Annotated in this window: 21 protein-coding genes and 1 riboswitch; of the genes, 8 read left to right on the top strand and 13 right to left on the bottom strand. The window is 60.6% G+C overall.

Annotated features, from left to right (window positions below; genetic code table 11):
* The first annotated feature begins 396 nt into the window (after positions 1-396).
* A complete protein-coding gene (locus Q5H93_RS07890; protein WP_305005965.1) occupies positions 397-1191 on the top strand; it encodes a helix-turn-helix transcriptional regulator in 795 nt (264 codons plus the stop codon).
* A 54-nt stretch (positions 1192-1245) separates the two neighbouring features.
* Here the strand turns inward: Q5H93_RS07890 and Q5H93_RS07885 are convergent, their stop codons facing one another.
* From Q5H93_RS07885 to Q5H93_RS07875, 3 genes are all read right to left on the bottom strand, one after another.
* Positions 1246-2493 carry a homoserine dehydrogenase gene (locus Q5H93_RS07885; RefSeq protein ID WP_305005964.1) on the bottom strand — a complete coding sequence of 416 codons (1248 nt, stop codon included), beginning with the start codon at positions 2491-2493 and terminating at the stop codon, positions 1246-1248.
* A gap of 25 nt (positions 2494-2518) precedes the next feature.
* Complete coding sequence (locus Q5H93_RS07880) at positions 2519-3703, bottom strand: trans-sulfuration enzyme family protein (RefSeq protein ID WP_305005963.1); 1185 nt, start codon at positions 3701-3703, stop codon at positions 2519-2521.
* 157 nt (positions 3704-3860) lie between these two features.
* Positions 3861-3976, bottom strand: a riboswitch (SAM riboswitch).
* Between the two features lie 131 nt (positions 3977-4107).
* Complete coding sequence (locus Q5H93_RS07875; protein WP_305005962.1) at positions 4108-5871, bottom strand: APC family permease; 1764 nt, start codon at positions 5869-5871, stop codon at positions 4108-4110.
* 415 nt (positions 5872-6286) lie between these two features.
* On the opposite strand from Q5H93_RS07875, the gene Q5H93_RS07870 reads away from it, so the two are divergent.
* Positions 6287-7522 (top strand): acyl-CoA dehydrogenase family protein, encoded by a 1236-nt coding sequence (locus Q5H93_RS07870; protein WP_305005961.1) that lies wholly within the window; start codon positions 6287-6289, stop codon positions 7520-7522.
* Between the two features lie 466 nt (positions 7523-7988).
* On the opposite strand, the gene Q5H93_RS07865 is transcribed toward Q5H93_RS07870, so the two are convergent.
* Positions 7989-9032: a hypothetical protein gene (locus Q5H93_RS07865; RefSeq protein WP_305005960.1), complete on the bottom strand. Its 1044-nt coding sequence runs from the start codon at positions 9030-9032 to the stop codon at positions 7989-7991.
* A 49-nt stretch (positions 9033-9081) separates the two neighbouring features.
* Positions 9082-10230, bottom strand: coding sequence for a hypothetical protein (locus Q5H93_RS07860; RefSeq protein WP_305005959.1), 1149 nt, complete (start codon positions 10228-10230; stop codon positions 9082-9084).
* Positions 10231-10431: 201 nt separating this feature from the next.
* Here Q5H93_RS07860 and Q5H93_RS07855 point away from each other — a divergent pair, with 201 nt between their 5' ends.
* The 4 genes from Q5H93_RS07855 (at position 10432) to queG (ending at position 14024) form a co-directional block, all read left to right on the top strand.
* Positions 10432-10767 (top strand): HIRAN domain-containing protein, encoded by a 336-nt coding sequence (locus Q5H93_RS07855; RefSeq protein WP_305005958.1) that lies wholly within the window; start codon positions 10432-10434, stop codon positions 10765-10767.
* A gap of 50 nt (positions 10768-10817) precedes the next feature.
* Positions 10818-11795: a hypothetical protein gene (locus Q5H93_RS07850; protein WP_305005957.1), complete on the top strand. Its 978-nt coding sequence runs from the start codon at positions 10818-10820 to the stop codon at positions 11793-11795.
* Between the two features lie 132 nt (positions 11796-11927).
* Complete coding sequence (gene ruvB, locus Q5H93_RS07845) at positions 11928-12980, top strand: Holliday junction branch migration DNA helicase RuvB (protein ID WP_305005956.1); 1053 nt, start codon at positions 11928-11930, stop codon at positions 12978-12980.
* 87 nt (positions 12981-13067) lie between these two features.
* A complete protein-coding gene (queG, locus tag Q5H93_RS07840; RefSeq protein ID WP_305005955.1) occupies positions 13068-14024 on the top strand; it encodes a tRNA epoxyqueuosine(34) reductase QueG in 957 nt (318 codons plus the stop codon).
* Between the two features lie 11 nt (positions 14025-14035).
* Here the strand turns inward: queG and Q5H93_RS07835 are convergent, their stop codons facing one another.
* From Q5H93_RS07835 to Q5H93_RS07805, 7 genes are all read right to left on the bottom strand, one after another.
* Complete coding sequence (locus tag Q5H93_RS07835; RefSeq protein ID WP_305005954.1) at positions 14036-14227, bottom strand: hypothetical protein; 192 nt, start codon at positions 14225-14227, stop codon at positions 14036-14038.
* Positions 14228-14422: 195 nt separating this feature from the next.
* On the bottom strand, positions 14423-15304 hold the full coding sequence (locus Q5H93_RS07830) for a ferritin-like domain-containing protein (RefSeq protein ID WP_305005953.1): 882 nt from the start codon (positions 15302-15304) through the stop codon (positions 14423-14425).
* An 18-nt stretch (positions 15305-15322) separates the two neighbouring features.
* The gene (locus Q5H93_RS07825) at positions 15323-16036 is read right to left on the bottom strand and encodes a ferritin-like domain-containing protein (protein ID WP_305005952.1); all 714 of its coding nucleotides are present in this window, start codon (positions 16034-16036) and stop codon (positions 15323-15325) included.
* A gap of 45 nt (positions 16037-16081) precedes the next feature.
* The gene (locus Q5H93_RS07820) at positions 16082-17077 is read right to left on the bottom strand and encodes a ferritin-like domain-containing protein (RefSeq protein ID WP_305005951.1); all 996 of its coding nucleotides are present in this window, start codon (positions 17075-17077) and stop codon (positions 16082-16084) included.
* Positions 17078-17149: 72 nt separating this feature from the next.
* Entirely contained in the window at positions 17150-17890 is a 741-nt protein-coding gene (locus tag Q5H93_RS07815) for a ferritin-like domain-containing protein (protein WP_305005950.1), read from the bottom strand.
* 251 nt (positions 17891-18141) lie between these two features.
* Positions 18142-18990, bottom strand: a complete 849-nt coding sequence (locus Q5H93_RS07810; protein WP_305005949.1) for a ferritin-like domain-containing protein — start codon at positions 18988-18990, stop codon at positions 18142-18144.
* 36 nt (positions 18991-19026) lie between these two features.
* Positions 19027-19779 carry a ferritin-like domain-containing protein gene (locus tag Q5H93_RS07805; protein WP_305005948.1) on the bottom strand — a complete coding sequence of 251 codons (753 nt, stop codon included), beginning with the start codon at positions 19777-19779 and terminating at the stop codon, positions 19027-19029.
* Positions 19780-20108: 329 nt separating this feature from the next.
* Here Q5H93_RS07805 and Q5H93_RS07800 point away from each other — a divergent pair, with 329 nt between their 5' ends.
* On the top strand, positions 20109-21584 hold the full coding sequence (locus tag Q5H93_RS07800; RefSeq protein ID WP_305005947.1) for a BatD family protein: 1476 nt from the start codon (positions 20109-20111) through the stop codon (positions 21582-21584).
* The gene (gene aroC, locus Q5H93_RS07795; RefSeq protein ID WP_305005946.1) at positions 21585-22664 is read left to right on the top strand and encodes a chorismate synthase; all 1080 of its coding nucleotides are present in this window, start codon (positions 21585-21587) and stop codon (positions 22662-22664) included.
* On the opposite strand, the gene Q5H93_RS07790 is transcribed toward aroC, so the two are convergent.
* Positions 22659-24020 (bottom strand): HTTM domain-containing protein, encoded by a 1362-nt coding sequence (locus Q5H93_RS07790; RefSeq protein ID WP_305005945.1) that lies wholly within the window; start codon positions 24018-24020, stop codon positions 22659-22661. The genes aroC and Q5H93_RS07790 overlap by 6 nt on opposite strands.
* Positions 24021-24030: the final 10 nt, after the last annotated feature.

The raw sequence follows: 24030 nt of genomic DNA, 5'->3' as shown, positions 1-24030 counted from the left end.
GGCAGCCGAAGCTGCCAAAGGCTCTGCCGGAGTAGGGGGGTGCCGGCACTGAGTTTATCTAATTAGCCAGTCAACGCCGCGTTATGGCCGGTAAAAGCCCGCTGGCGCCCGTTGAAAAGCGGCCGCAATATAGGGCTTTTTTGAAAGTGGCAAGCGTTTCGGTAGAAATGCCAGAAAACAATACCGCCCCCAGACGACCGGCTGGTTATCTGGGGGCGATGGGTAACTAATGATGGAAGACTGCTTATGCGAAGAAGCTTACTGATTGTGCGTGCTCAAAAATATTTTTGCTATTTATTTCATAAACTTGCAAGCTAAACGGTAATAACCAGGGTTTTATGGCCCGACTCACCCTTCCCTGCCGATGCGACAATCTTAACGAATCCACACGCCCTCATGAAAACCCCTTTTCAGAAACTCCTGGATACTGCGGCCGAGCGCCGAAGTTTAACTCTTGAAGAATTTGCCCCACTCACGGGCTTCCCGCCGGAGCGGGTACAGCAGTGGACCACCGGCGCCACCGAGCCGCTGGCCGGTGATATTGCCAGGCTGGCCAGGCGCTTGCCCCAGGATGGCTTTGATGCCTTGTCCACTCAGGCTATCGTGACCACGCCCGAGAGCCGGGCTCTGGGCACGCTACTTAAAGAAGGCCGCCAGCGCGCTGGCCTCACCCAAAATGGACTCTTTCAGAAGCTAGGCCTGCCGTACAACCGTATTACCTTGTGGGAGAATGGGCGGGCTCCACTGCGCAAGGTAGAATGGGAGAAGCTGGTGGCGGCCCTTGGTGGCCACCTCGACGCAGAAGCCGCTGCACCCTATCTGCAAATCTTGGACAATTCGCCCTTGGCTGACCCACAGCCCTACGGCACACGCATTTTCAAAGAATTGAACCAGCGGTTGACGCACCTGCGCAAGGCGGGCGGCTTTACGGCCTCCGAAATAGCCGAAGTGCTGGGCACCGACAACAGCCGGATTTCCCTGATTGAGAACAACCGCTCGAACCCCACGTACCACCAGCTGGTGGCAATTGCCAGGTTCTACGGCGTAAGTACCGACTACCTGCTGGGCACTGTCGTGCGCGACCCACACGAGGAAGTACAAAAGCTGCGCACATACATCAACAAGCTCAAAAGTACCGTGAAGCACGGCTCGATGCGCGAGGTGATGCAACTGCTCGAAGAAGAAATGTAGCACGGACTGGTACCGCCAAAAGCCCCGTGTCATTACTGACGCGGGACTTTTTTGTTATCGGGTGGTCAGTTCCGTGAGCTCGGAAGCCGCTGCAAGTACCTCTCGCAAAGCGCCCGGCAGCCGCACCACGCTCACGCCCGGCGCCCGCAGCCACACCGCGCCGGCCAGCTGCGCTAGTCCGATGGTGCCCGTGAGGTAGTGCCCCTGCATGCGGGAGTGAAACTGCTCGTGAACCTGCGTAAAATCCTCGATTAATGATGATTGTCCATTAGTGTAGGTCACCAGCACATCTAGTTCTGTAGCCTCGGGTCGCAGCGCCAGCGCTTGATTCTGGTGCAGCTTTTTGTACTCGTAGCGATAGCCGTAGGTGAGGGCCGAGAGGTCGCTGAGCACGGCTGAGGCGGTGGGAAAAGCCCCGGCCCCGCGCCCCAGGAAAAACTGCCGGTCAGCAAAGCCGCTCTGGGTGATGAGGCCGTTGTATTCGTCCTGCACGCGGGCCAACTCGTGTTCGGGGGCCAGCAGCGCGGGCAGCACGGCTGCGGCAATGCCGCCATCGGGCAGGCGGCGGGCCTCGGCCAGCAGCTTGAGAGTGAGGCCACGCTCGCGGGCGTAGGCGGCGGCCAGGGGGCTGATGTTGTCGATGCCCACAGTCAGCAATTCTTCTGGTCCTACTACCAGCCCGAAGGCGTGCGCCAGCAGCAGTACCAGCTTGTTGCGGGCGTCGAGGCCCTGTACGTCGAGGGCGGGGTTGCTTTCAGCAAAACCCAGCGCCTGCGCTCGGGCCAGGGCTTCGGCAAAGGGCAGCGCGTCGCGGTGCATCGCGGTGAGGATGTAGTTGGTCGAGCCGTTGATGATGCCTTCCACCGAATCGAGCAGGTCGGTGTCGTAATATTCCTCCAGGTTGCGGATGACGGGCAGGCTGGCGCAGGCGGCGGCCTCGTAGAGCAGCGGGGTACCGGTACTGCGTTGCAGGGCAATGAGTTCGGGGAGGTGTTCGGCCAGCATTTTCTTGTTGGCCGTCACCACGGCTTTGCCCAGGTGCAGGGCGGTTTTCACAATCTGGTAGGCTTCGTCGGCGTCGTCAATCAGCTCCACGATGACGTTCACCGCCGGGTCGTACAGCAAATCGTCGCGGTCAAAGGAGAAATATTCGGCGGGCAGCGCACGGGCTTTCGTGCGGTTTTTCACGCCGATGCGGGCAATGCGGGCGCGCAGGCCGGGCGTGCGTTCCAGCACTTCGTGCAGGCCCTGGCCCACGCAGCCGAAACCGAAAAGGCCGATGGAAATAGTGGTGCGAGTCATAGCTCAGAAAGACAGAAATAAGGAATTAGGCTACAGAAACTTCGGCCCGCGCTTCCGCCCCGATGCGCACCAGCGCCAGCGCCTGCGCCAGGTCCTGAATTAAGTCCTCGGCGTCTTCCAGCCCCACCGACAGCCGCACCAAACCATCAGCTACGCCGGCGGCCCGGCGCTGGGCGGCGGGCGTCGATTTGTGCGTCATGGTCGCCGGGTGGCAGAGCAGGCTTTTCGGTCCGCCCAGACTTTCAGCCAGTTTGAATAGCCGCGTTGAGGTCACAAAGCGCGTGGCGGATTCCACCGAGTCGTCGGCCAGAGCAATGGACACGATGCCGCCGAAGCCGCCCGGCTGCTGCCGCCGCGCCACGGCGTGGTTGGGGTGGTCTTCCAGGCCGGGGTAGAATACCTGCGCGATTTCGGGCTGCGCCTGCAGGAATTTCGCCACCGCCAGCCCCGAGCTACAATGCTGTTTCACCCGTAGCGCCAGCGTTTCAATGCCGCGGATGACGAGAAAAGAATCAAACGGCCCGAGGATGCCGCCCGAGGCGTTCTGAATGAACTTGAGTTGAGCAGCCAGCTCGGCCGTGCCGGCCACTACCACCCCGGCAATGAGGTCGGAGTGCCCACCGAGGTACTTCGTGGCGGAGTGAACCACGATGTCGGCACCCAGTTCGATGGGCCGCTGCAAAATGGGCGAAGCAAAGGTGTTATCGACGCACAGTAGTACGTTATTGGCTTTGGCAATGGCGGCGATGGCGCTGATATCCGATACTTTGAGCGTGGGGTTGGAGGGGCTTTCGAGCCAGATGAGGCGGGTGCGGGGCGTGAGGACGGCGGCCACGTTGGCGGCGTCGGTGGTATCGCAGTACACAATGTCGATGCCCAGGCGGCGGTACACGTGCTCGAAGAGGCGGAAGGCGCCGCCGTAGATGTCGTCGATGGCCACAATCTGGTCGCCGGCCGAGAGCAGCTTTACCACCGCGTCGATGGCGGCGAGGCCGCTGGCGAAGGCGAAGCCGGCGTGGCCGCTTTCGAGGGTGGCCACCAGGTTTTCGAGGGCCTGGCGGGTGGGGTTGCCCGAGCGGGCGTAGTCGTAGCCGAGGTTCACACCCGGCGCTTCCTGGATGAAGGTCGAGGTCTGGTAAATGGGTACGGCGATGGCGCCGGTCTGGGGGTCGGAGGGGATGGCGTGGAGGAGGCGAGTGCTGAGCTGCATGGTGTTGAACAGTTTGAGAGTTAGCGAAAACTCCCCTCCTTCACCGCGCGGCACCTTGTCAAGTTCAGTTAATCCTCCTCACCGAAAGAGCATAAAAAAAGCCCTTCCGACAAGTCAGAAGAGCAGCCCGCCGTTTGCAACCGGTGGCAGTTCTTGCAACTTATCTTCTTCCGAAGCAGCCGGAGCTGTTTCGGAACAGGATTTAGCACCTGGTGTCATCCACTGGTTGCTAAGGCTTCATCGGGCCTGTCCCTCTGCCTTTCTTGATAAGGTGCCCCGCCGCGTGAACGGGGAGCGGTGCAAATGTACGGGCGGAAATGAAATCTGCAAGAAATGTAGCGCGGACTTTGTAGTCCGCGAGTGTGAACGTTCGCACTCGCGGACTACAAAGTCCGCGCTATTGTTCAAATAATCAGTCGCACCCCGCCCAATTCCGAAATCTGGTACGGAAATTTATTCCCCGGCGAGCCGATGAACATGAAGTTCTTCGGAATCTTCCACTCCTGCGACAGCCGCTCAATCAGCTCCGGCCCGAAGGTGCCGGGCATGGTTACAAACTCCAGATGCAGGTTGGGATAAGCGCGGTCGAGTACGTGCAAATCGTTGAGCAGGCCCTCGGGCACGATTTCGCCTTCCGGTAGTAGCATCACGATTTTAAGGCGGTTAGTAAACTCGTTTTCCTCCACGTAAGTCATCACCTTGTTGAGGTTGGCCACGTTGTCGCCCTTGGTGAAGAATACGAATTCCTGCTCGTTCAGCTCGCGCACCAGCCGCCGGATGGTGACCTGGCTGCTGATAGCCAGGCGCCGGAAGCCTTCATAAAAAGACGTGGCGCCGGCCAGAATCAAATTAAGCAGCGCAATGCGCTCCAGCATGGCGTAGATAATGAGCACCGCCGGCAAAAAGTATTGCAGGAATACCACGAGGTGAACGGGGTTTTTGCTCACGTTGCCATACAGGCCGACCAGCACGCCCACCAACGCCAGAAATACGCTGAACACCCCCGCGTACACCGGCCGGGGTAGCTTGCCGCGCTTGATTTTCAGCAGGAAGTTGCCGATGGCAAAAAACGCCATAACCGACAGGAACGAGATAGTGTACACGCCTGCTAGCGTCGAGAGCTCGCCCTTGGTAATGAACAAAATGGACAGACACAGGGCGAAGAAAATAAGCAGAATGAGGTAGTTGGCCCCGCGCCGGTTTTCCTTCAGAAACGACTGCGGCCAGATGCGGTCCAAGGCCATGCGCTTCATGAGGCCGCTCACGCCCACGAAGCTCGTGAGCACGGCGCCGCTGAGCACCGTCACGGCATCGACGGAAATGACTTTGGCCAGCCAGGGGCCGCCGGTGAGCTGGCCGAGGTACGAGAGCAGGGTTTCCTGGTGCTCGCCCACGGTGGCCAGCGGCAGCACGGCCACCGCCAGCAGCGCAATCACGGGGTTGAAAAAACTGACCACGACCCACATGTTGCGCAGGGTTTTCAGGAATACGCCCGGGGCCTGCTCCTCCACGAAGTTGGCTGAGCTCTCGAAGCCCGAAATGCCCAGCATGGCCGCGCTGAAGCCCAGAAAAAGGGCCATAGCAATGCTGCCGCCCACCACCGGCTGCGCGTAGTTGAGGTGCAGCTGCACCAGTCCGTGCTGCCACACAAACCACGCGCCCGACCCCACCAGCAGCACCAGCGACGTGAGGTGCGCCAGAAAGATAACCACCGCTACAATCGCCGATTCGGACATACCGGCGGAGGTGAGCAGCAGAAAAAACAGCAGCAGCCCGGCCGTGGCCAGCAGCACCGGCATCCCCGGAATCGGGGCCAGCAGGTAGAGGTAGTGCATGGCATCGGTGGCGCTAATCACCGCCGTGGCCATGTACGAGAGGATGGTGAGGCAGGCGGCCAAGGCGGCGTTGCTCTTACTGGTGGTGTTCAGCAGCACGTTGTAGGCGCCGCCGTTCAGGGGCAGCGCGCCGACAACTTCGCCGTAAATCTTGCGAAACAGGTACAGCAGTCCGGCTACGATGACTAGCGAAATCCAGGCGTACTGCCCCGCCAGGCTGATAACCAGCGCCGACACGTAGAGGCACGACGAGGAAATATCGTTGCCGCAAATAGCAGTGGCCTCCAGCTGGTTGAGCTTTTTGGCGTGGTGAGTGGGTAGTGGTGTAGGCATGGGGCGGGTGGGAGGTGGGCCGGGGCTGCGAATGTAGCAGGCGGGTAGCCAACGGCGCCCGTTAAACGAGCCCGGGCCGAAAAATGGCTGACCCAGGCAGTGAAACGCATTGCTAGAATACCATAAAACCTGCCTGAAGGTGCAAAAACATCCTCGCAAACGGCTTCTGCCGCCTCGGATACAGCTTCTATGACTTCGGGAATAGCTTTGGTGGACTCGGCTAAGGCTTGTGAGGTCTCGGGCAGGGCTTAGGGCGCTTCTGCTGCCGCTTTGGGGGCTTCGGGCCCGGCTTGGGGCGGGTCGGCTGGAGCTTTGGTGACGGGCAGCCGAAGGCGGGAGCTGGCATTTTTTTAGACCCAGCAAGGCGCTATCTGCCCGTATCTTTGCAAAAAAAAATCCCACCCATTTTCCCTCCATGTCCTCCGAAACCGACGTCCTCTCCCCCAAAGCCAAGGCCCACAGCAAGCAGGGCGGCTCCACCAATGCCAACGGCTTCACCGATTACTTCGACCTCGACGGCCTGCTCACCGAGGAGCACATCCTCGTGCGCCAGAGCATCCGCGATTTCGTGAAAAAGGAAATCAACCCCTACATCGAGAAGTGGGCGCAGGATAACCACTTCCCCTCCGAAATCGTCCGCAAGTTCGGCGACGTGGGCGCCTTCGGCCCCACCATCCCCACCGAGTACGGCGGCGGCGGCATGGACTACATCAGCTACGGCCTCATCATGCAGGAAATTGAGCGCGGCGACTCCGGCATGCGCTCCACCGCCTCGGTGCAGGGCTCGCTGGTGATGTTCCCCATCTACCAATACGGCTCCGAAGAGCAGCGCAAGAAATTCCTGCCCAAGCTCGCCAGCGGCGAGTGGCTCGGCTGCTTCGGCCTGACGGAGCCCGACCACGGCTCGAACCCCGGCGGCATGACCACCACCGTCAAGGACATGGGCGACCATTACCTGCTGAACGGCGCCAAGCTCTGGATTTCGAACTCGCCCGAGTGCCAGGTGGCCGTGGTGTGGGCCAAAAACGAGGAAGGCCGCATCAAGGGCCTCATCGTGGAGCGCGGCATGGAAGGCTTCACCACCCCCGAAATCCACAACAAGTGGAGCCTGCGCGCTAGCTGCACCGGCGAGTTGGTGTTCGACAACGTGAAGGTGCCCAAGGAAAACCTGCTGCCCAACATCGACGGCCTCAAAGGCCCGCTGGGCTGCCTCGACTCGGCCCGCTTCGGCATCGCCTGGGGGGCCATCGGCGCGGCCATCGACTGCTACGAGTCGGCCCTGAAATACTCGCTGCAGCGCGAGCAGTTCGGCAAGCCCATCGCCAGCTTCCAGCTGCAACAGAAGAAGCTGGCCGAGATGATTACCGAAATCACCAAAGCCCAGCTGATGGTGTGGCGCCTGGGCGTGCTCAAAAACGAAGGCAAAGCCACCAGCGCCCAAATCTCGATGGCCAAGCGCAACTCGGTGGACATGGCCCTGCACATTGCCCGCGAAGCCCGCCAGATTCACGGTGGCATGGGCATCACCGGTGAATACCCCATGATGCGCCACATGATGAACCTCGAATCGGTGATTACCTACGAGGGCACGCACGACATTCACCTGCTCATCACCGGGGCCGATATTACCGGGATTCAGGCGTTTAAGTAGAGGTACATTCTAGACAAATAAAAAAGGGTGCTCAAAGGAGCACCCTTTTTTATTTGTCTAGAATGTAAATGTGTTTATAGATTGGGTCCTCGTAGTTAATGTTAGTAGTGACTAATTTGTAACCTTCGCTTTTAAGGGTGTTCAATTTGATAAGTATAGCTTTGTGAAGTTGCTGCTCCGATTCGATAAAATTAACCCGGGTCACTTTATTACTTATTAATTGTGTCTGGGCTTCACCTGTTGGTGAGATAACCGTGATTGTGATTGATGGTGGCTCGGAAGCTAAGCTTACGCATCCTATTACCATCATGTAGCCTGAATGGTCAGGCGATACTTTTTGCTAAAAAGCCCAAGAGCTAGCCGCTACCAGCGCCAACGCTCCGGCGATAAATACTTTTTTTATTGGAAAAAGAAAGTCGAGGAATAAGGTCTGTAACTTAGACCAATTCCCGCATTAGCCCGGCCCTCATTGGCTAGCTAGCGCCAGCACCGGCTGCAGCCGCGCCTCCAGCGCCTGAAAGTCTGCTGCGTCGCCCTCATTTTCGCGCACTACTTCGATGTAGCCGCTCAACATGATGGCCGCCGCTTCGCGCATGTCGCTGATTTTTTCCGGTAAGTCCTCAATATCGTCCGTCAACCGGTGCTCCTGTAGCAGAAAGTCGTCAAGGCCGCCGGCATCGAGCACGTCGTGCACAAACAGCATCATCACCAGATGCGCTGCCACATAGAGCAGCAGGCCCTGGGCCCGGGTGAGGCGCAGCCGCTCCTCGGCCTCGGCCGCCTTCAGGTAATCGGTCAGCTCTTCGAGCCGTTGCGAGTTGAAATCGGGCAGCCGCTGCACTGCCTGGGCAAACGGATGGCTGCTGAGGGCCGGCAGTGCCCGCAACACGGTAGTGGCCACCACCAACATATCCAGCTGTATCTGCATGGGATGCAGCGACCAGCCCGTGCCCGCCAGCGGCATTACGGGAGGCGGCGCCGGCATTCCCAAGGCTCCCAGCGAATGCTGCCACTCCGCAAAAGCAGCTTCGAGGGCCTTTTTGAGTTCGGCGCGCTCTTGTTGCACTTCGGCCCGGTCGGCTTCGTAGTGGCGGCTGAGTAGGTAGTTTTCAAACAAGTTGCTGTTCCACTCGGCATGATGCAGCACATAGGCCGGCAGCTCGGCCCGGCGTTGGGCCAGCGTAGCCTCATCGGCCGAGCCATCGGGCGCCAGCATCGCGGCAATGCAAGGGCCCAGGGGTGATGCATACACCAGCTGGCCCAGCAGTAGATGGTCGGTAAAGGTTTCCGGCTCTGTTTCCAGCAGGGCATACAGGCCGGCCGAATCCTTGACGGCGCTCACGCGGTCCACTGCCGCCATGTCGTACTCGGTCAGGGCGTGCAGCGCCTGCGGCAGCGGGTCTTCCTTGCGCGAAAACAATGCGCGGTTACCCAGGCCAATCAAAGTAAGGAGTTGCGCAGAAGGAGTGTAAATATCAGGTAATCCAGTGGGAGTAGACGAAGTTGCCATGGGTTAAGTAGGTGTAATTAAGGGAGAATAATTAGTGAGCGCCGCCTGGCTATGCCAACAGCTCCGCCAGCTGCGAAATCTCGGCTTTGGCCGCCATCACATCCTCATCGTCCAGGTAGTTTTCCTCAACCAGCTCGATGAAGCCGCTCATCAGCCTCGTCAGCATTTCGCGGGTTTGGCGGGCTTCTTCGGCGGGCAGGCCGGGGCCTTCGGGCTCGTAGCCGTCGGCGGGGTTGCGGGGGCCGCCGCTCAGCAGCACATCCTCGATACTGCCCACCCAGAACACGTCAGCCACCACGCTCAGGGCGCACACCTGCGCCGCCTGGTAGAGGCGTAGCAGCTCCGACCATGCGAGCGGAAATTCCTCGTCGGGTTCGGCTGCGCTCATGCGTTCGGCCAGGCGTTCCAGCGCCTTTTTGCGGAAGCGCGGCACCGTTTCCAGCGCCCGGCCAAACGGCGTTTCGGCCAGCCCAATCAGCATCGTGGGCAGCTTGAGGGCCGTGCCCAGCGTCACCAGCTGGATTTGATTGAACCGCACCGTGACGGCCATTTCTTCAGCATCTTCAGCCTCATCCTGCGCATCGAGACGCTCGGCTGCCAACTCTTCGGGCGATTGGCCGGGCGGATAAAACATGCGCAGCGTATCACCGAGGCGGGCGAAGATGCTTTCGGTCTGGAGGCGGCGCATGCGCAGCTCTTCTTCCAGGTCGGCATCGCCACTAGTAAGATATTGAGTCAGGTTTTCGAGCATGGTTTCGCCGTAGTCCAGCACGTAGTCGCGCATACTGGTGTCGTCGGCTTCGGCGGGACTGTTGCGGTTGAGGTAGGCGCGCAGCGTGGGCTCGAGCGAACTATCGAACACCAGGCGGCCCACGAGCAGGAAGTCGAACATCTGCAACATATTAGTGGCCAGCAGGCGGCCCAGACTGGGCGTGTCATTCACGGCCATCACCTCGCGCACAAAATCGTGGTCGTAGTCCAGCAGCTCTTTAAGGGCCTGGGGCACGGGGTCGTCGGCGTGGCCCAGCAGGGCGTGGTTAGCCAACTGACTCATCATCAGTAGCGGCTGCATCACGGGGTAGAGCTCGGCCGGCAGGGCGGCTACCATGCGCTCAATTGCGGCCTCGCGCTCCTCGGCCGAAGGCTCGGGCGCGTCGGAGTCGTCAAATTCTTCTTCGTTATCGTCAAACTCAGCCATGATAGATTTATGCTAAGCGGGTACCACGCATGATGGTAACGGGAAATTGGGAAATATTTGGCAAACTTCACACTACCTGCCGGCAAAAGGCCATTGAAAGGCCGGTAAGGTCTGGGTTATTCCGGCTTGTTCCGGCGCTGGCCACCGTAAACCAAGCCGTCGCCAGGGCCTTATCCCGCGCGTAGGCCCTAACTTGCCCCCATGAAGCCCGCCACCCCCCTCGTTTTGCTGGAGTGCCTCGTTGCCGGCACCTCGCACCGCCCCGATTTGCCGTCGCACGAAGCCGAGCTGCACCTCGGCCAAACGCTGTACCTCACCCGCGAAGCCGACAGTAAGTACGACGACTGGGCCGTGCAGGTGCACACCCACCCCGTCACCGATGCCGCCAACATCTGGCTTGGCTACCTGCCCGAAGGCCGCAACGAAACCGTGGCCCGCCTGCTCGATGCCGGTTTTCCCCTCGTGGCCCGCCTCAACCACAAGGCCTGGGAAGACGACTGGCTGCACCTCGACATCGAGGTGCTGATGGAACGCTAGGCAACTACCGGCGGCGTTCCGGAGTCAAGGAGTAAAATCCACTTTCCTCGATGATTTCTGTTCGTCGCTTCGTTCCCAGCTGCCTGCTGGCAGTAGCAGCATTGCTAATTGTTGGTCGTACTTCAGCCCAAGGCTTGCGCGGCCCCACGGCCGTTACGCATTCACCTTACTATCATGCCTATCAGCCCAAGGCTATTCCCGGCGCTAACGCCCGCATCGGGGTGCTGCCGGTGCGGCTGCAACACCCGGCAGCCGCGCGCATCCTGGCCCAAACCCGCGCCCCGGAGCTGCTCGATTCACTGACGCGCTACCTGAGCCGCCAGCCCGGCTTGCTGCCCGTGGCCCTGCCAGCGGGCGCCAAAAGCAATAGCCTGCCCGAGGTGTACTTTGGTAGCCCCGACCAGGAATTGCCCGGTACCCTGCCCGGCTATGTCCTGAATCTGCAAAATCCCAATCCCGGCAAGGGCGTGGTGCAGCTCGCGGGCTGGAACGGGCAAGGCAAAACCCGGCAACTGCTGCTGGAGCTCATGGTCACCCAAAAGCTTGATTACCTGTTGGTGCCGCTGGTACGCGAGTCGCAGCTGTATTTTTCGATGAAAACAGCTTCCGCTGGTCCTTTTTCCACGGGTGGCGCTACGGCCACTGATTATTATCTCGACTCCGGCTCCGGCCACGTGCAGCACCTCACGCGCCTCGAGAACCTCAATGCCACCACCACCGTGCTGGCCCTGGCTGGCGCCCTTATCAATGCTAAAGGTGAAGTTGTGCTGATAGGTGCTGAGGGTCTGGGTGATACCGGTTCTGGCCTGCAACCCGCCCGCCTGGGCAACAACGAGGCCTATGAGTTTACCGCTGCCGACTACAACAAGCTGCTCGCCCCGGCGCGGCGTGCCGACTTACCTGGCAACCCGCCCGCCTGGCAGGAGGCCGCCAACCAGCTCACCCAGCGTCTCACCGGCCGGCAGCCGTACGCGGAAGCCTCGCCCTACCTATTTTTGTTGGTGGACAGTCCGGTGCAGCAGCATTAATTGCGGCGGAATGTTTGCGAAAGACTAACTTTTTTGGCTAAAAGCGGGAGCTTTTTCTTGCCTAAAATCGTTGGCCAGCTACCCATTCGTTACCGACGATGGGCTATTAGCAACTGCCAATAAACTAACGCTATGCGCGAAGCCTTTCTCTCCGGCGGCACCGAGGGCTACGATGGTACCGACAAGGACATCGACAAAGCCCTGCGCCCGCTTTCCTTCGACGACTTCACCGGTCAGGACAAAATCCTCGAAAACCTCAAGGTGTTCGTGGCCGCTGCCAAGCAGCGCGGCGACGCTCTCGACCACGTGCTGCTGCACGGCCCTCCCGGCCTGGGCAAAACCACGCTCTCGCACATCATTGCCAATGAGCTGGGCTCCAACATCAAAATGACCTCCGGCCCGGTGCTCGACAAGCCCAGCGACCTAGCCGGTCTGCTCACCAACCTGGAGCCGCACGACGTGCTGTTCATCGACGAAATCCACCGCCTCAACCCGGTGGTAGAGGAGTACCTCTACTCGGCCATGGAGGACTACCGCATCGATATCATGCTCGACTCGGGCCCCAATGCCCGCTCGGTGCAGATTTCGCTGTCGCCGTTCACGCTCATCGGGGCCACCACGCGCTCGGGTATGCTCACGGCGCCGCTACGGGCCCGCTTCGGCATCTCGGCCCGCTTGGAGTATTACGATTCCAAGTTGCTCACTACCATCGTGGAGCGTTCAGCTGACATTCTCGGCACGCCCATCCACGAGGATGCGGCTTACGAAATTGCCCGCCGTTCGCGCGGCACGCCCCGCATTGCCAACAACCTGCTGCGCCGCACTCGTGACTTTGCCCAAATCAAGGGCGACGGCACCATCACGGTCGAAATCGCGCAGTTTGCCCTGAACGCCCTCGATGTGGACGCCCGCGGCCTTGACGACATGGACAAGCGCATCCTCAGCACCATCATCGACAAGTTCAAGGGTGGTCCGGTGGGTATCAGCACTATCGCCACGGCCTGTGGCGAGGAAGGCGAAACCATCGAGGAAGTGTACGAACCGTTCCTCATTCAGGAAGGCTACATCAAGCGCACGGCGCGGGGCCGCGAGGCTACTGAGGCAGCGTACCAGCACCTGGGGCGGCTGCTGCCCGCGCACCTGCGCGGCAATTCGGGCAGCTTGTTTGATGAGATTACGCAGTAGCTCAGCGATGAACGCAGAAGTTTGTTTGGAACGCGCCGCTCCCAGTGGCGCGTTTCTTGTTTCTTCGCAGGCTAATACGCCATTATTATGCTTTCCCGGTCCCAGTGGACTTCCTTTATTAAGCGCCGCGCGGCCGAGCTTGGCTTTATGGCTTGCGGCATTTCCAAAGCTGAGTTTCTGGAAGAGGAAGCGCCGCGCCTCGAAAACTGGCTCAAGCGCAGCATGAACGGCCGCATGGGCTACATGGAAAACCACTTCGACAAGCGCCTCGACCCGCGCTTGCTGGTGGATGGAGCCAAGTCGGTTATTTCCCTGCTGCTGAATTACTACCCGCCGCCGGAAAATCAGCAACCCGATGACACGCTGAAAATCAGTAAATACGCTTACGGCCGCGATTATCACTTTGTCATCAAGGACAAGCTGAAAACGCTATTGGCCGACATGGAGGCCGAAATCGGCCACATCGTGGGGCGCTGCTTTGTCGATTCGGCGCCGGTGCTGGACAAGGCCTGGGCCAAGAAAAGCGGTCTGGGCTGGGTGGGCAAAAACTCGAACCTCATCACGCCGGGCGCGGGCTCGTTCTACTTCATCGCCGAGCTGATTGTGGACGTGGAGCTGGACTACGACGGCGCCATCCGCGACTACTGCGGCACCTGCACCAAGTGCCTCGATGCCTGCCCCACACAGGCCATTACTGAGCCCTACGTAGTGGATGGCAGCAAGTGCATCAGCTACTTCACCATTGAGCTGAAGGACCAGATTCCGACCGAAGTAGCCGGGCAGTTCGGCAACTGGGTATTCGGCTGCGACATCTGCCAGGACGTATGCCCCTGGAACCGCTTTGCCAAGCCGCACCAGGAGCCGCAGTTCGACCCGCACCCCGGCCTGAAGGATTTAAGCAAAACCGACTGGCAGGAAATCACGCACGAGCTGTTTGCGGAGCTGTTCCGGCAGTCGGCAGTGAAGCGCACAGGCTACGCGGGCCTCACCCGCAACATCCGTTTTGTGACGGGTGAGGAGGAGTTTCATGCCCCGGAAGAATAGGTGAAACACGGCTATGCTACCGCCAGACCGAATACTTGGTTCAGTATGGCGCGGTAAATGCGTGAAAACTGCTCGTAACACCAGGTACGGAAGTCTGGCACTTCTGCCGGGAGCAGCACGTGGAGGGCTTTGCGCAGCTCTTTTTCGAACAGCGCTTTGTTAAAGCTGACCTTTAACAGAATCATTTTCACGTAGTCTAGCATAATATTCTAGTGGGCGGTGAAAAGCGTGGGGTAGGAAATTGACCGGGGCGGCGGCCAAGTGGAAGCAAGGTACAAACGCAATCCGGATGAACGCAAGCAAAACTCCGCAATCGTTCCCGGGAAGGATACCGAAATACGCGAAACAAGCGTTTTCGGCCGCCGTTTTACGGAAAATGCCAAAATTTTGTTGGCGACCTAACCGAAAATATTCAGCAGGGCTGTGGCCTGGGCAGCGGGCAGCAGCTCATCGAAGGCTTCCGCCAGCGAGTTAGATTGTACCAGTTTGGAAGCATCGGCCAGCAGGGTAGCGTAAGGCACAATGCGGGAGCCGCCTACCAGCTGCGTTTCGTTGTTTTCGAAGCTGTAGATGGACGTAGTGCTGGCGGGGGTAGTGGCAGGCACTGCGGGCACCCTGATGAGGGCACTGGGCGCCGTATCGGCCCGGCTGGGCCAGCTTTTGGCGCGGCCAGCGGTGCCCAGCAGCGTCTGGCGCAGGCTGCGAATGCGGGCCGCGTGGCGGGCCTCAACCGACTGCATGCGGTAGAGCGCCATGATAGTCGGACGCTCGGTGAAAACGGCGGCCTGACTGAGGTAAATGCCGGCGGCAGCGTCTTCCAGTTGCTGGGCCAGCTGCAAGAAATTGGCCGGGCTAGTAAACACATCGGCGAACAGAACCGGGTTGGCAGTGTTGCCGCGCTGGCCGCTGAAATCGAAGGTTGGGGTGGCGGGGACGGCCACGCCGGCATTGGTCAGGAACTGGCGCAGGAAGGTGAGATGACCCCGCTGGTGCGCCTGGATAGTGGTGATATCGGCCTGATAAGCAGCTAAGGCCGCTGCACTGGCGGCCTGCGTGTAGAAAGCCACCTGAAGTTCTTCGAGCTTAAGCAGCAGCAGCACAGCATCGAGAGCGGTGGCGCTGGGCCGGGCCTGGGCCGGACTGGTAGCCAGCACTATGGGCAAGCCGGCGGCTACCAGACGTGCGCCGGCTGCGCCCAACTGGTGCAGGACGTGGCGGCGCGGGGCAGCAGTGGTGGAGTTCGGCGAGCTAAGCTGGTCGAGAATCGAGAGAATATTCATATAAACAAGCCGCAAGCCCTACGTGGTAGGCAGTGCGGTGACGGATACTTTATAAGGAAGAAAGAACGGCGCCGCCTCAGCAATAACCTGCGTGGGCGTTTTACTGGCAGCCACGCTGAACAGGGGGCCTTCATTGACCACCATAGTGGTAGCGAAAGTGTTAGGAGTTAGCAGCTCGTTGATAAAGTCAGCGTGGCGGGCTTCGACAGAGGCTATTTTGGCCAGCAGTTGCAGGGTAGTAGTGTCTGCTACGAGGTGTAAAACCCCGTTGTAGGCTGCTACGCCCAGTTCCTCAAAGGTTTTGGCGGCGGCCAGCACGCCGGCCCGCGTAGTGAGGTTGAGGGTCGAAAAGTTGAACGTGAGAGTGGGCACGGGCGCAGCGTTGGCGCTGCCGAGGGCGAAGAGCAAGGTTTCGCGGTGAATCAGCTCGTGGTCGCGCAGGTCGCGCAGGTAAGTCAGGTCGCTGGCTTGCAGGTCGGTAGGGGGCACATCCAGCACCTGCTGATAGAAGCCTGCTTCCAACTGCTCGAGCAGGTAGAGGTAATTAAGCAAGCCGGCATCAGCCTCTTGCAGACTGAGCAGATAGGGGTCGACGGGGGTAGTGGGGGTGTCGTCGCTGCAACCGGCCAGCGTGAGGGCGGTAGCGCCAGCTACCACACCAGCCGCCTGTAGGAAAGTCCGGCGCCGCACCAACGTCCCGGTGGAAGTATCGGATAAAGAAGAAGATGACATTGTCAAAAGTAAAAAGCCTGAAGCCGAGCAAGTTGCCCGGGGCGGCTATTGAAATAACTCCAAACCAATACTGGCACCCAGCGCCGACCGGAAGTTCAGCGCAATATCCTTCACTACGCCGTCATTCAGAGCCTCATCGAAGGCTTCGGACGCGGAAGCAGCATTGAGGGGTAGCTCATTAGTGGGGGCCATGGGAGTAGTTTGCACATTGATACCGACTTGCGTAACATTGCTCTCGGCCGGATAGAAAAGCTGCGCCGCTACGCCTACGGCCGGGCTGCCCGCGCCGTAGATGGCCGCCGTGAAGGGGGCCGACGGACCATCGGCGTCGGTACCTGAAATCCAGCTCTTGGGCTTGGTGGCCAAAGACGTGAGGCTGGGCAGTGCCTGAGCGGCATCCGGCCCGCTGACCCCGGCACTCAGGCCCCGGCGCAGCGTGCGGATGTGCGAGGCGTGCCGTGCCTCGACGGAATGGATATTGAGCGCCGTTTCCAGTAGGGTTTTGTTGGAGAGGAGCTTGGGTGCCGCGCCTTTGTAGGCCCGCACGCCTAGGTCCTCGAAGCATTGGGCGACGGTGAAAAAGACGGCGGCGCTGGTGAAGACGTTCGGGAAGCGGCCGCCGGCAGTATAGTCGAATGCGTCCGCCGTGGGGGCGCTTTGCGGCTTGGCCCTGGTGCCCAGGGCCTCACGCAGCACCTTGATGTGCCCCGACTCGTCGTTGCGGATGGCGGTTACGGCGGCTGCATCGGCAGTGTTCAGCAGTGACGTGGTGGTCAGAACCTTGTCGTAGAAATAATATTCCAGGTATTCGAGCTGCAGCGCCAGATTAAGAATATCAACGATGCCTTGGGGCAGACTGGTGTTGCCGCTTTGCCCGTAAGCTTTGTTGAACAGCATACTTACCAAACCGGGCAGGGCGGCGGCGCTTAGTTTCTTGCCGAGGCCCGAAACGTGCTGAAACACCCGTCGGCGGGTGTCGAGCCGCTCATAGATTTCGGGGTCGATTTTCTCGATTTCGGTAATGATTTTAATAAAGTCCATGCCCGCAGGGGTAATAGTTAGAGAGTAGGCAGTGAAGGGCTTCGCTGTAGCCGTTGATGCACTGCGGTTGCGTTAGGCCAGGCTGGCGGCCACCAGCTTGGAGCCGTCCTTGAGGAAAGGATTGACCAGCTCTATAACCCGAGCCGGCGTTTTGGAGATTTCCAGGCCGGTGCCGGTGCCGTCGCCGGGCAGACCGGAGGCGGGCACAAACTGCGTTACTACATCGCTGCCGGTAAATGAGTTATAGGTCAGCAAGTCCCGAATCAAGGCCGCGTGACGGGCTTCGACCGAGACGATTTTGCCCAGCGTGAGCACGGTCAGCGGATTGGTGAGGTAGCGGGCGGCGCCGTTGTAGGCGGCCACGCCGAGGTCCTCAAACGTCATGGCGGCCATGAGCACGGTCTGCCGCGTGTCGAAGTTGATGCTGCTGAAATCGACCTCCAGCGTTTTGATGATGGAACCGCTGGGGATGACGGACTTTAGAAAATCGACGTGCGTTTTCTCGTGCTTGGCCAAGTCGTCCAGAATCTGCTTTTCGGCGGCCGTAGCAATGGTAGTATAATAAAGACCAGTGCGCAGGCGGAGGTAAAATGCGGCTTCGAGCTGCTCCAGGGCGTAGGCGTAGTTCAGCACGCCATTGTCGGCCGAGCCTACTTCAACCATTGTGTTGGCAGGCTCGACGCCGGGGGCGTCGTCTTTGCAGCCGGCCAGCACTAGTGCGGCCGTGCCGGCAGTAGCCCCGGCATATTTCAGGAAAGAGCGCCGCTGGATAAACGAAGAGGACTGCGCGAAGAAAGACGATTTATCAGACATTCAAGTGGAATTAGGCTCCTAACCCGGCAGCGCGGGCAGGCCAATACAGCTACAAAGGTACTGGCTACCCCCGCAATGGTTGCAACGCCTGGCTTAGCCGCTGCGGCCCTACCGGGACGGTAGCGGCGCCGGTGGCGGCGCGAGTCAGGAAGGAATAATGTAATGGATTTACTGAAAGGGAGTTGGCGGATTACAGAAAAAGCCGGTCCCGCAACTGCGGAACCGGCTTTTAGATGAGGTTCAGGCACCAACTAGCCTACCAGAGCACCTGCGCGTACGGGGTCGAGCACCTCGGCCGGGGTCAGGATTTCGTCGAATGAGGCGGCGGCCTCAGCCGTCGTGTAGGTTTTGCCGCTGGTCACCGTCAGCAAGTCGATACCGGCTTGGGTCGTAGTGCTTTCGGGGGTAGTTCCCTTGTAATGTTCCTGACCGTCAAGGTCGCCGGAGCCGGTAATCCACGGCGTCTGGCTGCGCATGTAGCGGATGTGAGCGGCGTGACGGGCCTCCACCGAGTGAATTTGCAGAGCGGCCTGTAGCGGGTTCACGGTGCCTACACCGGTGACGTTGGCATCGGCGGCACCACCGGCGGCGAGGATGTCGCCGGCGCGGCCTTTATAGGCCCGCACGCCGGTATCTTCCAGCAGTTGGGCTACTTGCAGCTGACCAGTCCAGTCGGCTGGGAAAGCAGAAGCTTTAAAGGTAGTCGTCGTAGTCGAGGGCGAGCCCAAACCGGTCAGCACTGCACTGAGCAACGCAACGTGCGCGTCTTCGTGCTTTTTGATTTGCCGGATGGCAGCTTGGGCTGCAGCGCTTTGGCTGCCGAAGACCGAAGAATCCACCATTTTCTTGTAGAAGTCGGCTTCGAGTTGCTCCAGGGTCAGCGCGTACTTAAAAATCTCGGCGATGGTCCCCACTTTAGTGCCGGACGTGCCAGCGTAGGCTTTCTGGAAGAAGGCGCCCAGCAGCGCTGGGGTAGCCGCCATGGCGCCACGCTTGGCGGCAGTGCCCAGCGAGCTGAATACGGCCCGGCGCGAGTCGAGGCGACCGAGGACGTCCGAGTCTACCTCGGCAAGTTGCTTGATTATTTCGAAGAAGTTCATAACGAAGGAAGGTTACAAGGTGAGTGGAAGGGAAGCTTAGCGGGCACCCACTTTGCTGCCATCAATCTTTTCGGTAATGAATTTTTGCGCTTCAGTCAGCACCTGCGTCGGCGTCCAGGCCTTATCGAGGCCCTGAGCATCCACTTGGTCGTCGGCGGCAAAGGAGCCGGGCGTAATCAGGTCGCGGATGTAGGCCGCGTGGCGGGCTTCGACCGACACAATCTGACCGGCAATCACCAGGTAAGCCGGAGTTTGGATGAGCTTGCCGGCGCCATTGTAGGCAGCCACGCCGAGGTCTTCGAACGCTTTGGCCGTTTCCAGGATTTTAGCCCGGCTGGTGAAGGTGTCGGCCGGATACTTCGGTGTCAGATTGCGCAACAGCTGAGCGCTGGCCGCGCCGGTGATGGCTTTCTTGAAGAAGTCGCGGTGAATGGCTTCGTGCGCGGCTACCTGCTGGAAGTAGCTCAGCTCGGTGCCCGACAGGATGCCACTGGTAGCCGCCACCTTAGCATAGAAATCGGCTTCGAGCTGCTCCAGCGCATAAGCGTAGTTGAGCACGCCCACGTCGCCCGAGCCGAGGCTGATGGAGCCATCGGCGTTGACGCTGTTGCCCACGGGCAGGCTAGGGGGGGTAACGTCGTCGTCATCGTCGCAGCTGCTCAGCAGCAGAGCCGTAGCTCCGGCCGTAGCGCCAGCATACATGAAGAAAGAGCGCCGCTTGATGGGTACGTAGAGCGGCTGGGCGAGCTGGGTGCCATCGGGGCCGCCGGGCTGGAGGTTCTCAGACATGGGAGTGAGATAAGTGGTGAAAGTGGAAAATGAAGGCAATACGGACTTTGCCGGCCTACAATAGCCGGTTCTTAGTTGAATAAAACCAAGACGTTGTTGGGTATCTGTGGGCAAATACGCAATAGGGCCGTTCCAAGGATTCAAAAGGGGCCGAAAAAAACAAAATATTGGTGCTGGCTAGTGACCCGGCGAGAGCTCGGGGAAGGCAAAAAAGCCTGATTCTGGACTCGTTTAGCTGCTTTCCGCGTATTTTTATTGCAGGATTAAAAAAACGGCTGGTGAGAGAAAAATGCGTGGTATGGTTACTACTTGTGTTGCTGCAGCAATGCTTGGCTAGCCCATTTGCCCAGGCCCAACCAGCGGCCGGGGCCAGCAAAGCGGCCACCAGCCCAACTGTGGTGGAGCTGGTGCTGGGCCCGGCCCGGCTGCCGCTCACGAGCTACTATACCATTGCATTCCGCCTGCGCGGTGCCGCGCTGGACACGTATTCGGACTTTCCGGAGCTTGAGGGCTTCAAGAAAAGCGGCAAAACCAGCACCACTACCACGCGCATCGTGCAGGGTAAGAGCTTCAGCGAGCTGACTATTACCCAGCGCTACGCACCTTATGGCGAGGGCAAGCAGGTAATCAAGCCCTTCCAGCTGACCGTGAACGGCCAGGCGGTGCGTAGCGCGGGGGCTACGGTGCAGGTGGAAGCAGTAACGACTGCGCCGCCGGCCATCACCGCGCCCGCCAGCCCGCCGGCCGATTTGCAGGCGGTGGGCGACCTCGACAAGCTTTTTGGCAAGCCGAAAGCGGCGCTTTACCAGGAGGTGCCCGACCATGCGTCGCTGGCCGTGGTGGCTGAGCGGTCGCGGGTGTTTGTGGGCGAAGGGGTGAAGGTGGGTTTGTACTTCTACCTGCAGCCCGCCGACCAAGAATTGCTGAATTTTCATGACTTCAGCGGCCAGTTGCCGACGCTGCTACAGCAGCTGCACCAGACCACGGCCTGGGAGGTGCCCGCTGCATCACCCAGCGAAAAGCCCGACACGCTACGCCGCAACGGGCAGCTGTACCTGCGGTTTCGGCTGGCCGAGGCGTTCTACTATCCCCTCACCGCCGAGCCGTTGCGCTTCCCTGCTTTGAGCTTGACAATGATTAAGTTTAAGAAGCTCAAGAAGCCGGAGCCGGGCCAGAATAATCTTCTGCCGACCTACAAAACCTTTGCGGCCCCGGCCGTGCAGGTGCAGGTGCGGCCACTGCCGCCCCACCCCTTGCGCGACCAAGTGCCGGTGGGCGACTACCAGCTGCGCGAGGCCATCAGCCGCACCAGCTTTCGGGTAGGGCAGGCGTTTACGTACGCGGTGGGCGTGGAAGGACGGGGCAACCTAGCCAGCGTGCTGATGCCCGCCCTGACCGCGCCCCCCGACTTGGAGGTATACGGGCCGGAGCTACGGGAAAAGCCGGTGCTGGGCGGCGGCACCAAGCTGTTTCGCTACCGGCTGGTAGCCCACAGGCCGGGGATGCTGCGGCTCGATAGCTTGTTGCAGTTCATCGTGTTCAACCCACGCACGGCGCGCTACGACACCCTGCGCCCCGAGTTGCAGCTGCAGGTGCGCGGCGCCGCTACCGCCGCCCCCAGCCGCCAGCTGAAGCCCGAAGACGACCCTTTTTATGGTCCCGCGTTGGCTTCGGCCGACACCGAACTGCAGCCGCTGGACGTGTACCGGCAGGTGCGGCAATACGCCACCTGGCTGCTGGCCGGGCTGGCGCTGCTGGCCGTAGGCGGGATGGCAAATTCCTGGCGCAACAAAACCGCAGACTAAATGAGCAATTCCTTCGGCACTATCTTTCGCATCACCACTTTCGGCGAATCGCACGGCGTTGGTATCGGGGTAATTATCGATGGCTGCCCGGCGGGCGTGGCTTTGGAAGCCAGTCATATTCAGGCGGCGCTGGACCGGCGCCGGCCGGGCCAGTCGGACCTGACGACGCCGCGTAAGGAGGCTGATACCGTGCAGGTGCAGTCGGGCGTTTTTGAAGGATTGACCACCGGCACGCCCATCAGTTTGTTCATTCCCAACGCCGATGCGCGGAGTGACGACTACTCGCACATTGCCCACGCTTACCGCCCCAGCCACGCCGATTATACCTACGACGCCAAGTATGGCCGGCGCGACTACCGGGGCGGCGGCCGCAGCTCGGCCCGCGAAACGGCGGCGCGGGTGGCGGCCGGGGCCGTGGCGGCGCAGCTGCTGGCGCACTTTGGCGTGACGGTGCGGGCCTACGTGTCGGCAGTAGGGGAAATAGAGGTGCCGGTCGGCTACGAAGAACTGGACTTAAGATTGATTGACAGCAACCTCGTGCGCTGCCCTCACCCCGAAACGGCGGCTGCGATGGAGGCCCGCATCCGGGCGGCGCGCGATGCGCACGACACCGTGGGCGGCGTGATTACGGGCGTGGCGCTGGGCGTGCCGCTCGGTCTGGGTGAACCCGTGTTTGACAAGCTGCCGGCCGTGCTGGGGCACGCCTTGCTCAGTATCAATGCAGTGAAGGGCTTTGAGTTCGGCTCCGGCTTTGCCGGGACCAGGCTGCCGGGCTCGCTGCACAACGACGCGTTTTATACCGACGAAGCGGGCCGGGTGCGCACCCGCACCAACCACAGCGGCGGCAGCCAAGGCGGCATCAGCAACGGGCAGGATATTTACTTTCGGGTGGCATTCAAGCCGGTGGCGACATTGCTGCAACCCCAGCAAACTATTAACGACCAGGGCGAAGCCATCACGCTGGCCGGCCGCGGGCGGCACGACCCCTGCGTGCTGCCGCGGGCCGTGCCCATCGTGGAGGCCATGACGCAGCTGGTACTGGCCGATTTGCTGCTGCGGGCCCGGGCCAACCGGTTATAGCGGCGGCGCAGCCGTCAGCCACGCGGCCGGGGCCAAAGTCGGCTCGTAGTCCAGTAAATTCACGTCGGGTGCGATGAACGGCTTGGCCGGGCGGCCGTTGAGCGACACCTGCGAATCGACGTATACGGCCGCCAGCGGGCGACCCTGGGCGCGGTAATCCTCGGCCAGCCAGTGAGCTACGCGCAGCAGATTGTCGGGAAAGTCGGCGAATTTGCGCTGGCGGGGGCTGAGTAGTTGCGAGAGGTCGGCTACTTCCTCGTGGCCATCGGCGGCGAAGCGGACGCGGAACTGGGCGTTACTGTCCTTGTTGCGCAGCATCATGTGCCAGGCAAAGTTGTGACCCTGCTCAGTCCAATGTACCTCGCCGGGATAGAGGAAATGCCGGAGCGGCACGGCAATCTGAACGGCGGCGTACACCGTGAGGCCCAGCACGACGGTGCGTAGTAATAGTGGCGAGGGTATTGTAATAACATCAGCAGCAGTGGGCTGCGGCACCCGCTGCCGAAACCAGCGGCCCACCGCACCTGGCAGGTGGCGCGGAAAATCAGGGTCAAAAAACAGGGCCGTCATCAGCAGCGAAAACCACGGGAAAGTGCCCAGGCCGAAGATGGCCACGTTGCTGAGGTGGAAAAACGCGGCCGCGCCGTAGGCCCAGGGCCGGGTGCGCCGCCACAGTAGCAAGGGTGTGATAAAGAGGTCGAGCAGCAGCCCGGCGTAGCTCATCAGCCAAGGTAGCCAAGCCGTTGTCAGCAGCGGGCCAATGAGCCACCAGTTGCCTTTGTGGCCCAGCCAGATGGTGAGCGGGCGGGCGGCCAGCCAGTCGGGGTTGAGCTTGGCCAGGCCGGCGAAAAAGTACACGATGCTCACCTGGCCCAGCAGCAGGTAGCGTGTCCAGGCTGGGGCGGTGGGGGAGGGCGTCACGCGCCCGGCGCGCCCGTCGAGCGAGGCGGCGCGGTGCGCGGGTAGCACCAGCAGCAGCCCGGCAATGAGGCAGAACAGATAGTGGTGATTGATATAGCCCGTCGAATCGAGCAGGAAAATCCACCACGTTCCGACGGTCAGGACGGCCGCTGCCAGCCGGTAGTGCCAGCCTGCCGCCACCGCCAGCCCCGCCCCGATGGTGGCCGCGTAGAAGGCATATAACGCCGGCGCCGATAAGTCGGGCAACGGCGCCAGCAGGTAGGTAAAGTGGTGCCGCGCCGCCAGATACTGCTGCGGGTGCCCCATAATTACTGCGCCAAGATGCTCAGTAGCAATGAGCACGCCGGCCCCAATGCGAAACAAAACCAGCCACGCAATATCAATGGGGCGAAAAAGCGCGGCGCGTAAACGAGTTGTCAGGTAGGGGAAAGGCACGGGCGCAAGT

It is taken from the genome of Hymenobacter aranciens, from assembly GCF_030580865.1.
Classification (GTDB): Bacteria; Bacteroidota; Bacteroidia; order Cytophagales; family Hymenobacteraceae; genus Hymenobacter; species Hymenobacter aranciens.
Note: the sequence above shows the minus strand (reverse complement) of the source record. Positions and strands in the feature narration are given on the sequence as shown.

Excerpts from the sequence above, each read along its gene's own strand:
- Q5H93_RS07890 (WP_305005965.1), top strand. The coding sequence starts at position 397 with ATGAAAACCCCTTTTCAGAAACTCCTGGATACTGCGGCCGAGCGCCGA.
- Q5H93_RS07885 (WP_305005964.1), bottom strand. The coding sequence starts at position 2,493 with ATGACTCGCACCACTATTTCCATCGGCCTTTTCGGTTTCGGCTGCGTG.
- Q5H93_RS07880 (WP_305005963.1), bottom strand. The coding sequence starts at position 3,703 with ATGCAGCTCAGCACTCGCCTCCTCCACGCCATCCCCTCCGACCCCCAG.
- Q5H93_RS07875 (WP_305005962.1), bottom strand. The coding sequence starts at position 5,871 with ATGCCTACACCACTACCCACTCACCACGCCAAAAAGCTCAACCAGCTG.
- Q5H93_RS07870 (WP_305005961.1), top strand. The coding sequence starts at position 6,287 with ATGTCCTCCGAAACCGACGTCCTCTCCCCCAAAGCCAAGGCCCACAGC.
- Q5H93_RS07865 (WP_305005960.1), bottom strand. The coding sequence starts at position 9,032 with ATGGCAACTTCGTCTACTCCCACTGGATTACCTGATATTTACACTCCT.
- Q5H93_RS07860 (WP_305005959.1), bottom strand. The coding sequence starts at position 10,230 with ATGGCTGAGTTTGACGATAACGAAGAAGAATTTGACGACTCCGACGCG.
- Q5H93_RS07855 (WP_305005958.1), top strand. The coding sequence starts at position 10,432 with ATGAAGCCCGCCACCCCCCTCGTTTTGCTGGAGTGCCTCGTTGCCGGC.
- Q5H93_RS07850 (WP_305005957.1), top strand. The coding sequence starts at position 10,818 with ATGATTTCTGTTCGTCGCTTCGTTCCCAGCTGCCTGCTGGCAGTAGCA.
- ruvB (WP_305005956.1), top strand. The coding sequence starts at position 11,928 with ATGCGCGAAGCCTTTCTCTCCGGCGGCACCGAGGGCTACGATGGTACC.
- queG (WP_305005955.1), top strand. The coding sequence starts at position 13,068 with ATGCTTTCCCGGTCCCAGTGGACTTCCTTTATTAAGCGCCGCGCGGCC.
- Q5H93_RS07835 (WP_305005954.1), bottom strand. The coding sequence starts at position 14,227 with ATGCTAGACTACGTGAAAATGATTCTGTTAAAGGTCAGCTTTAACAAA.
- Q5H93_RS07830 (WP_305005953.1), bottom strand. The coding sequence starts at position 15,304 with ATGAATATTCTCTCGATTCTCGACCAGCTTAGCTCGCCGAACTCCACC.
- Q5H93_RS07825 (WP_305005952.1), bottom strand. The coding sequence starts at position 16,036 with ATGTCATCTTCTTCTTTATCCGATACTTCCACCGGGACGTTGGTGCGG.
- Q5H93_RS07820 (WP_305005951.1), bottom strand. The coding sequence starts at position 17,077 with ATGGACTTTATTAAAATCATTACCGAAATCGAGAAAATCGACCCCGAA.
- Q5H93_RS07815 (WP_305005950.1), bottom strand. The coding sequence starts at position 17,890 with ATGTCTGATAAATCGTCTTTCTTCGCGCAGTCCTCTTCGTTTATCCAG.
- Q5H93_RS07810 (WP_305005949.1), bottom strand. The coding sequence starts at position 18,990 with ATGAACTTCTTCGAAATAATCAAGCAACTTGCCGAGGTAGACTCGGAC.
- Q5H93_RS07805 (WP_305005948.1), bottom strand. The coding sequence starts at position 19,779 with ATGTCTGAGAACCTCCAGCCCGGCGGCCCCGATGGCACCCAGCTCGCC.
- aroC (WP_305005946.1), top strand. The coding sequence starts at position 21,585 with ATGAGCAATTCCTTCGGCACTATCTTTCGCATCACCACTTTCGGCGAA.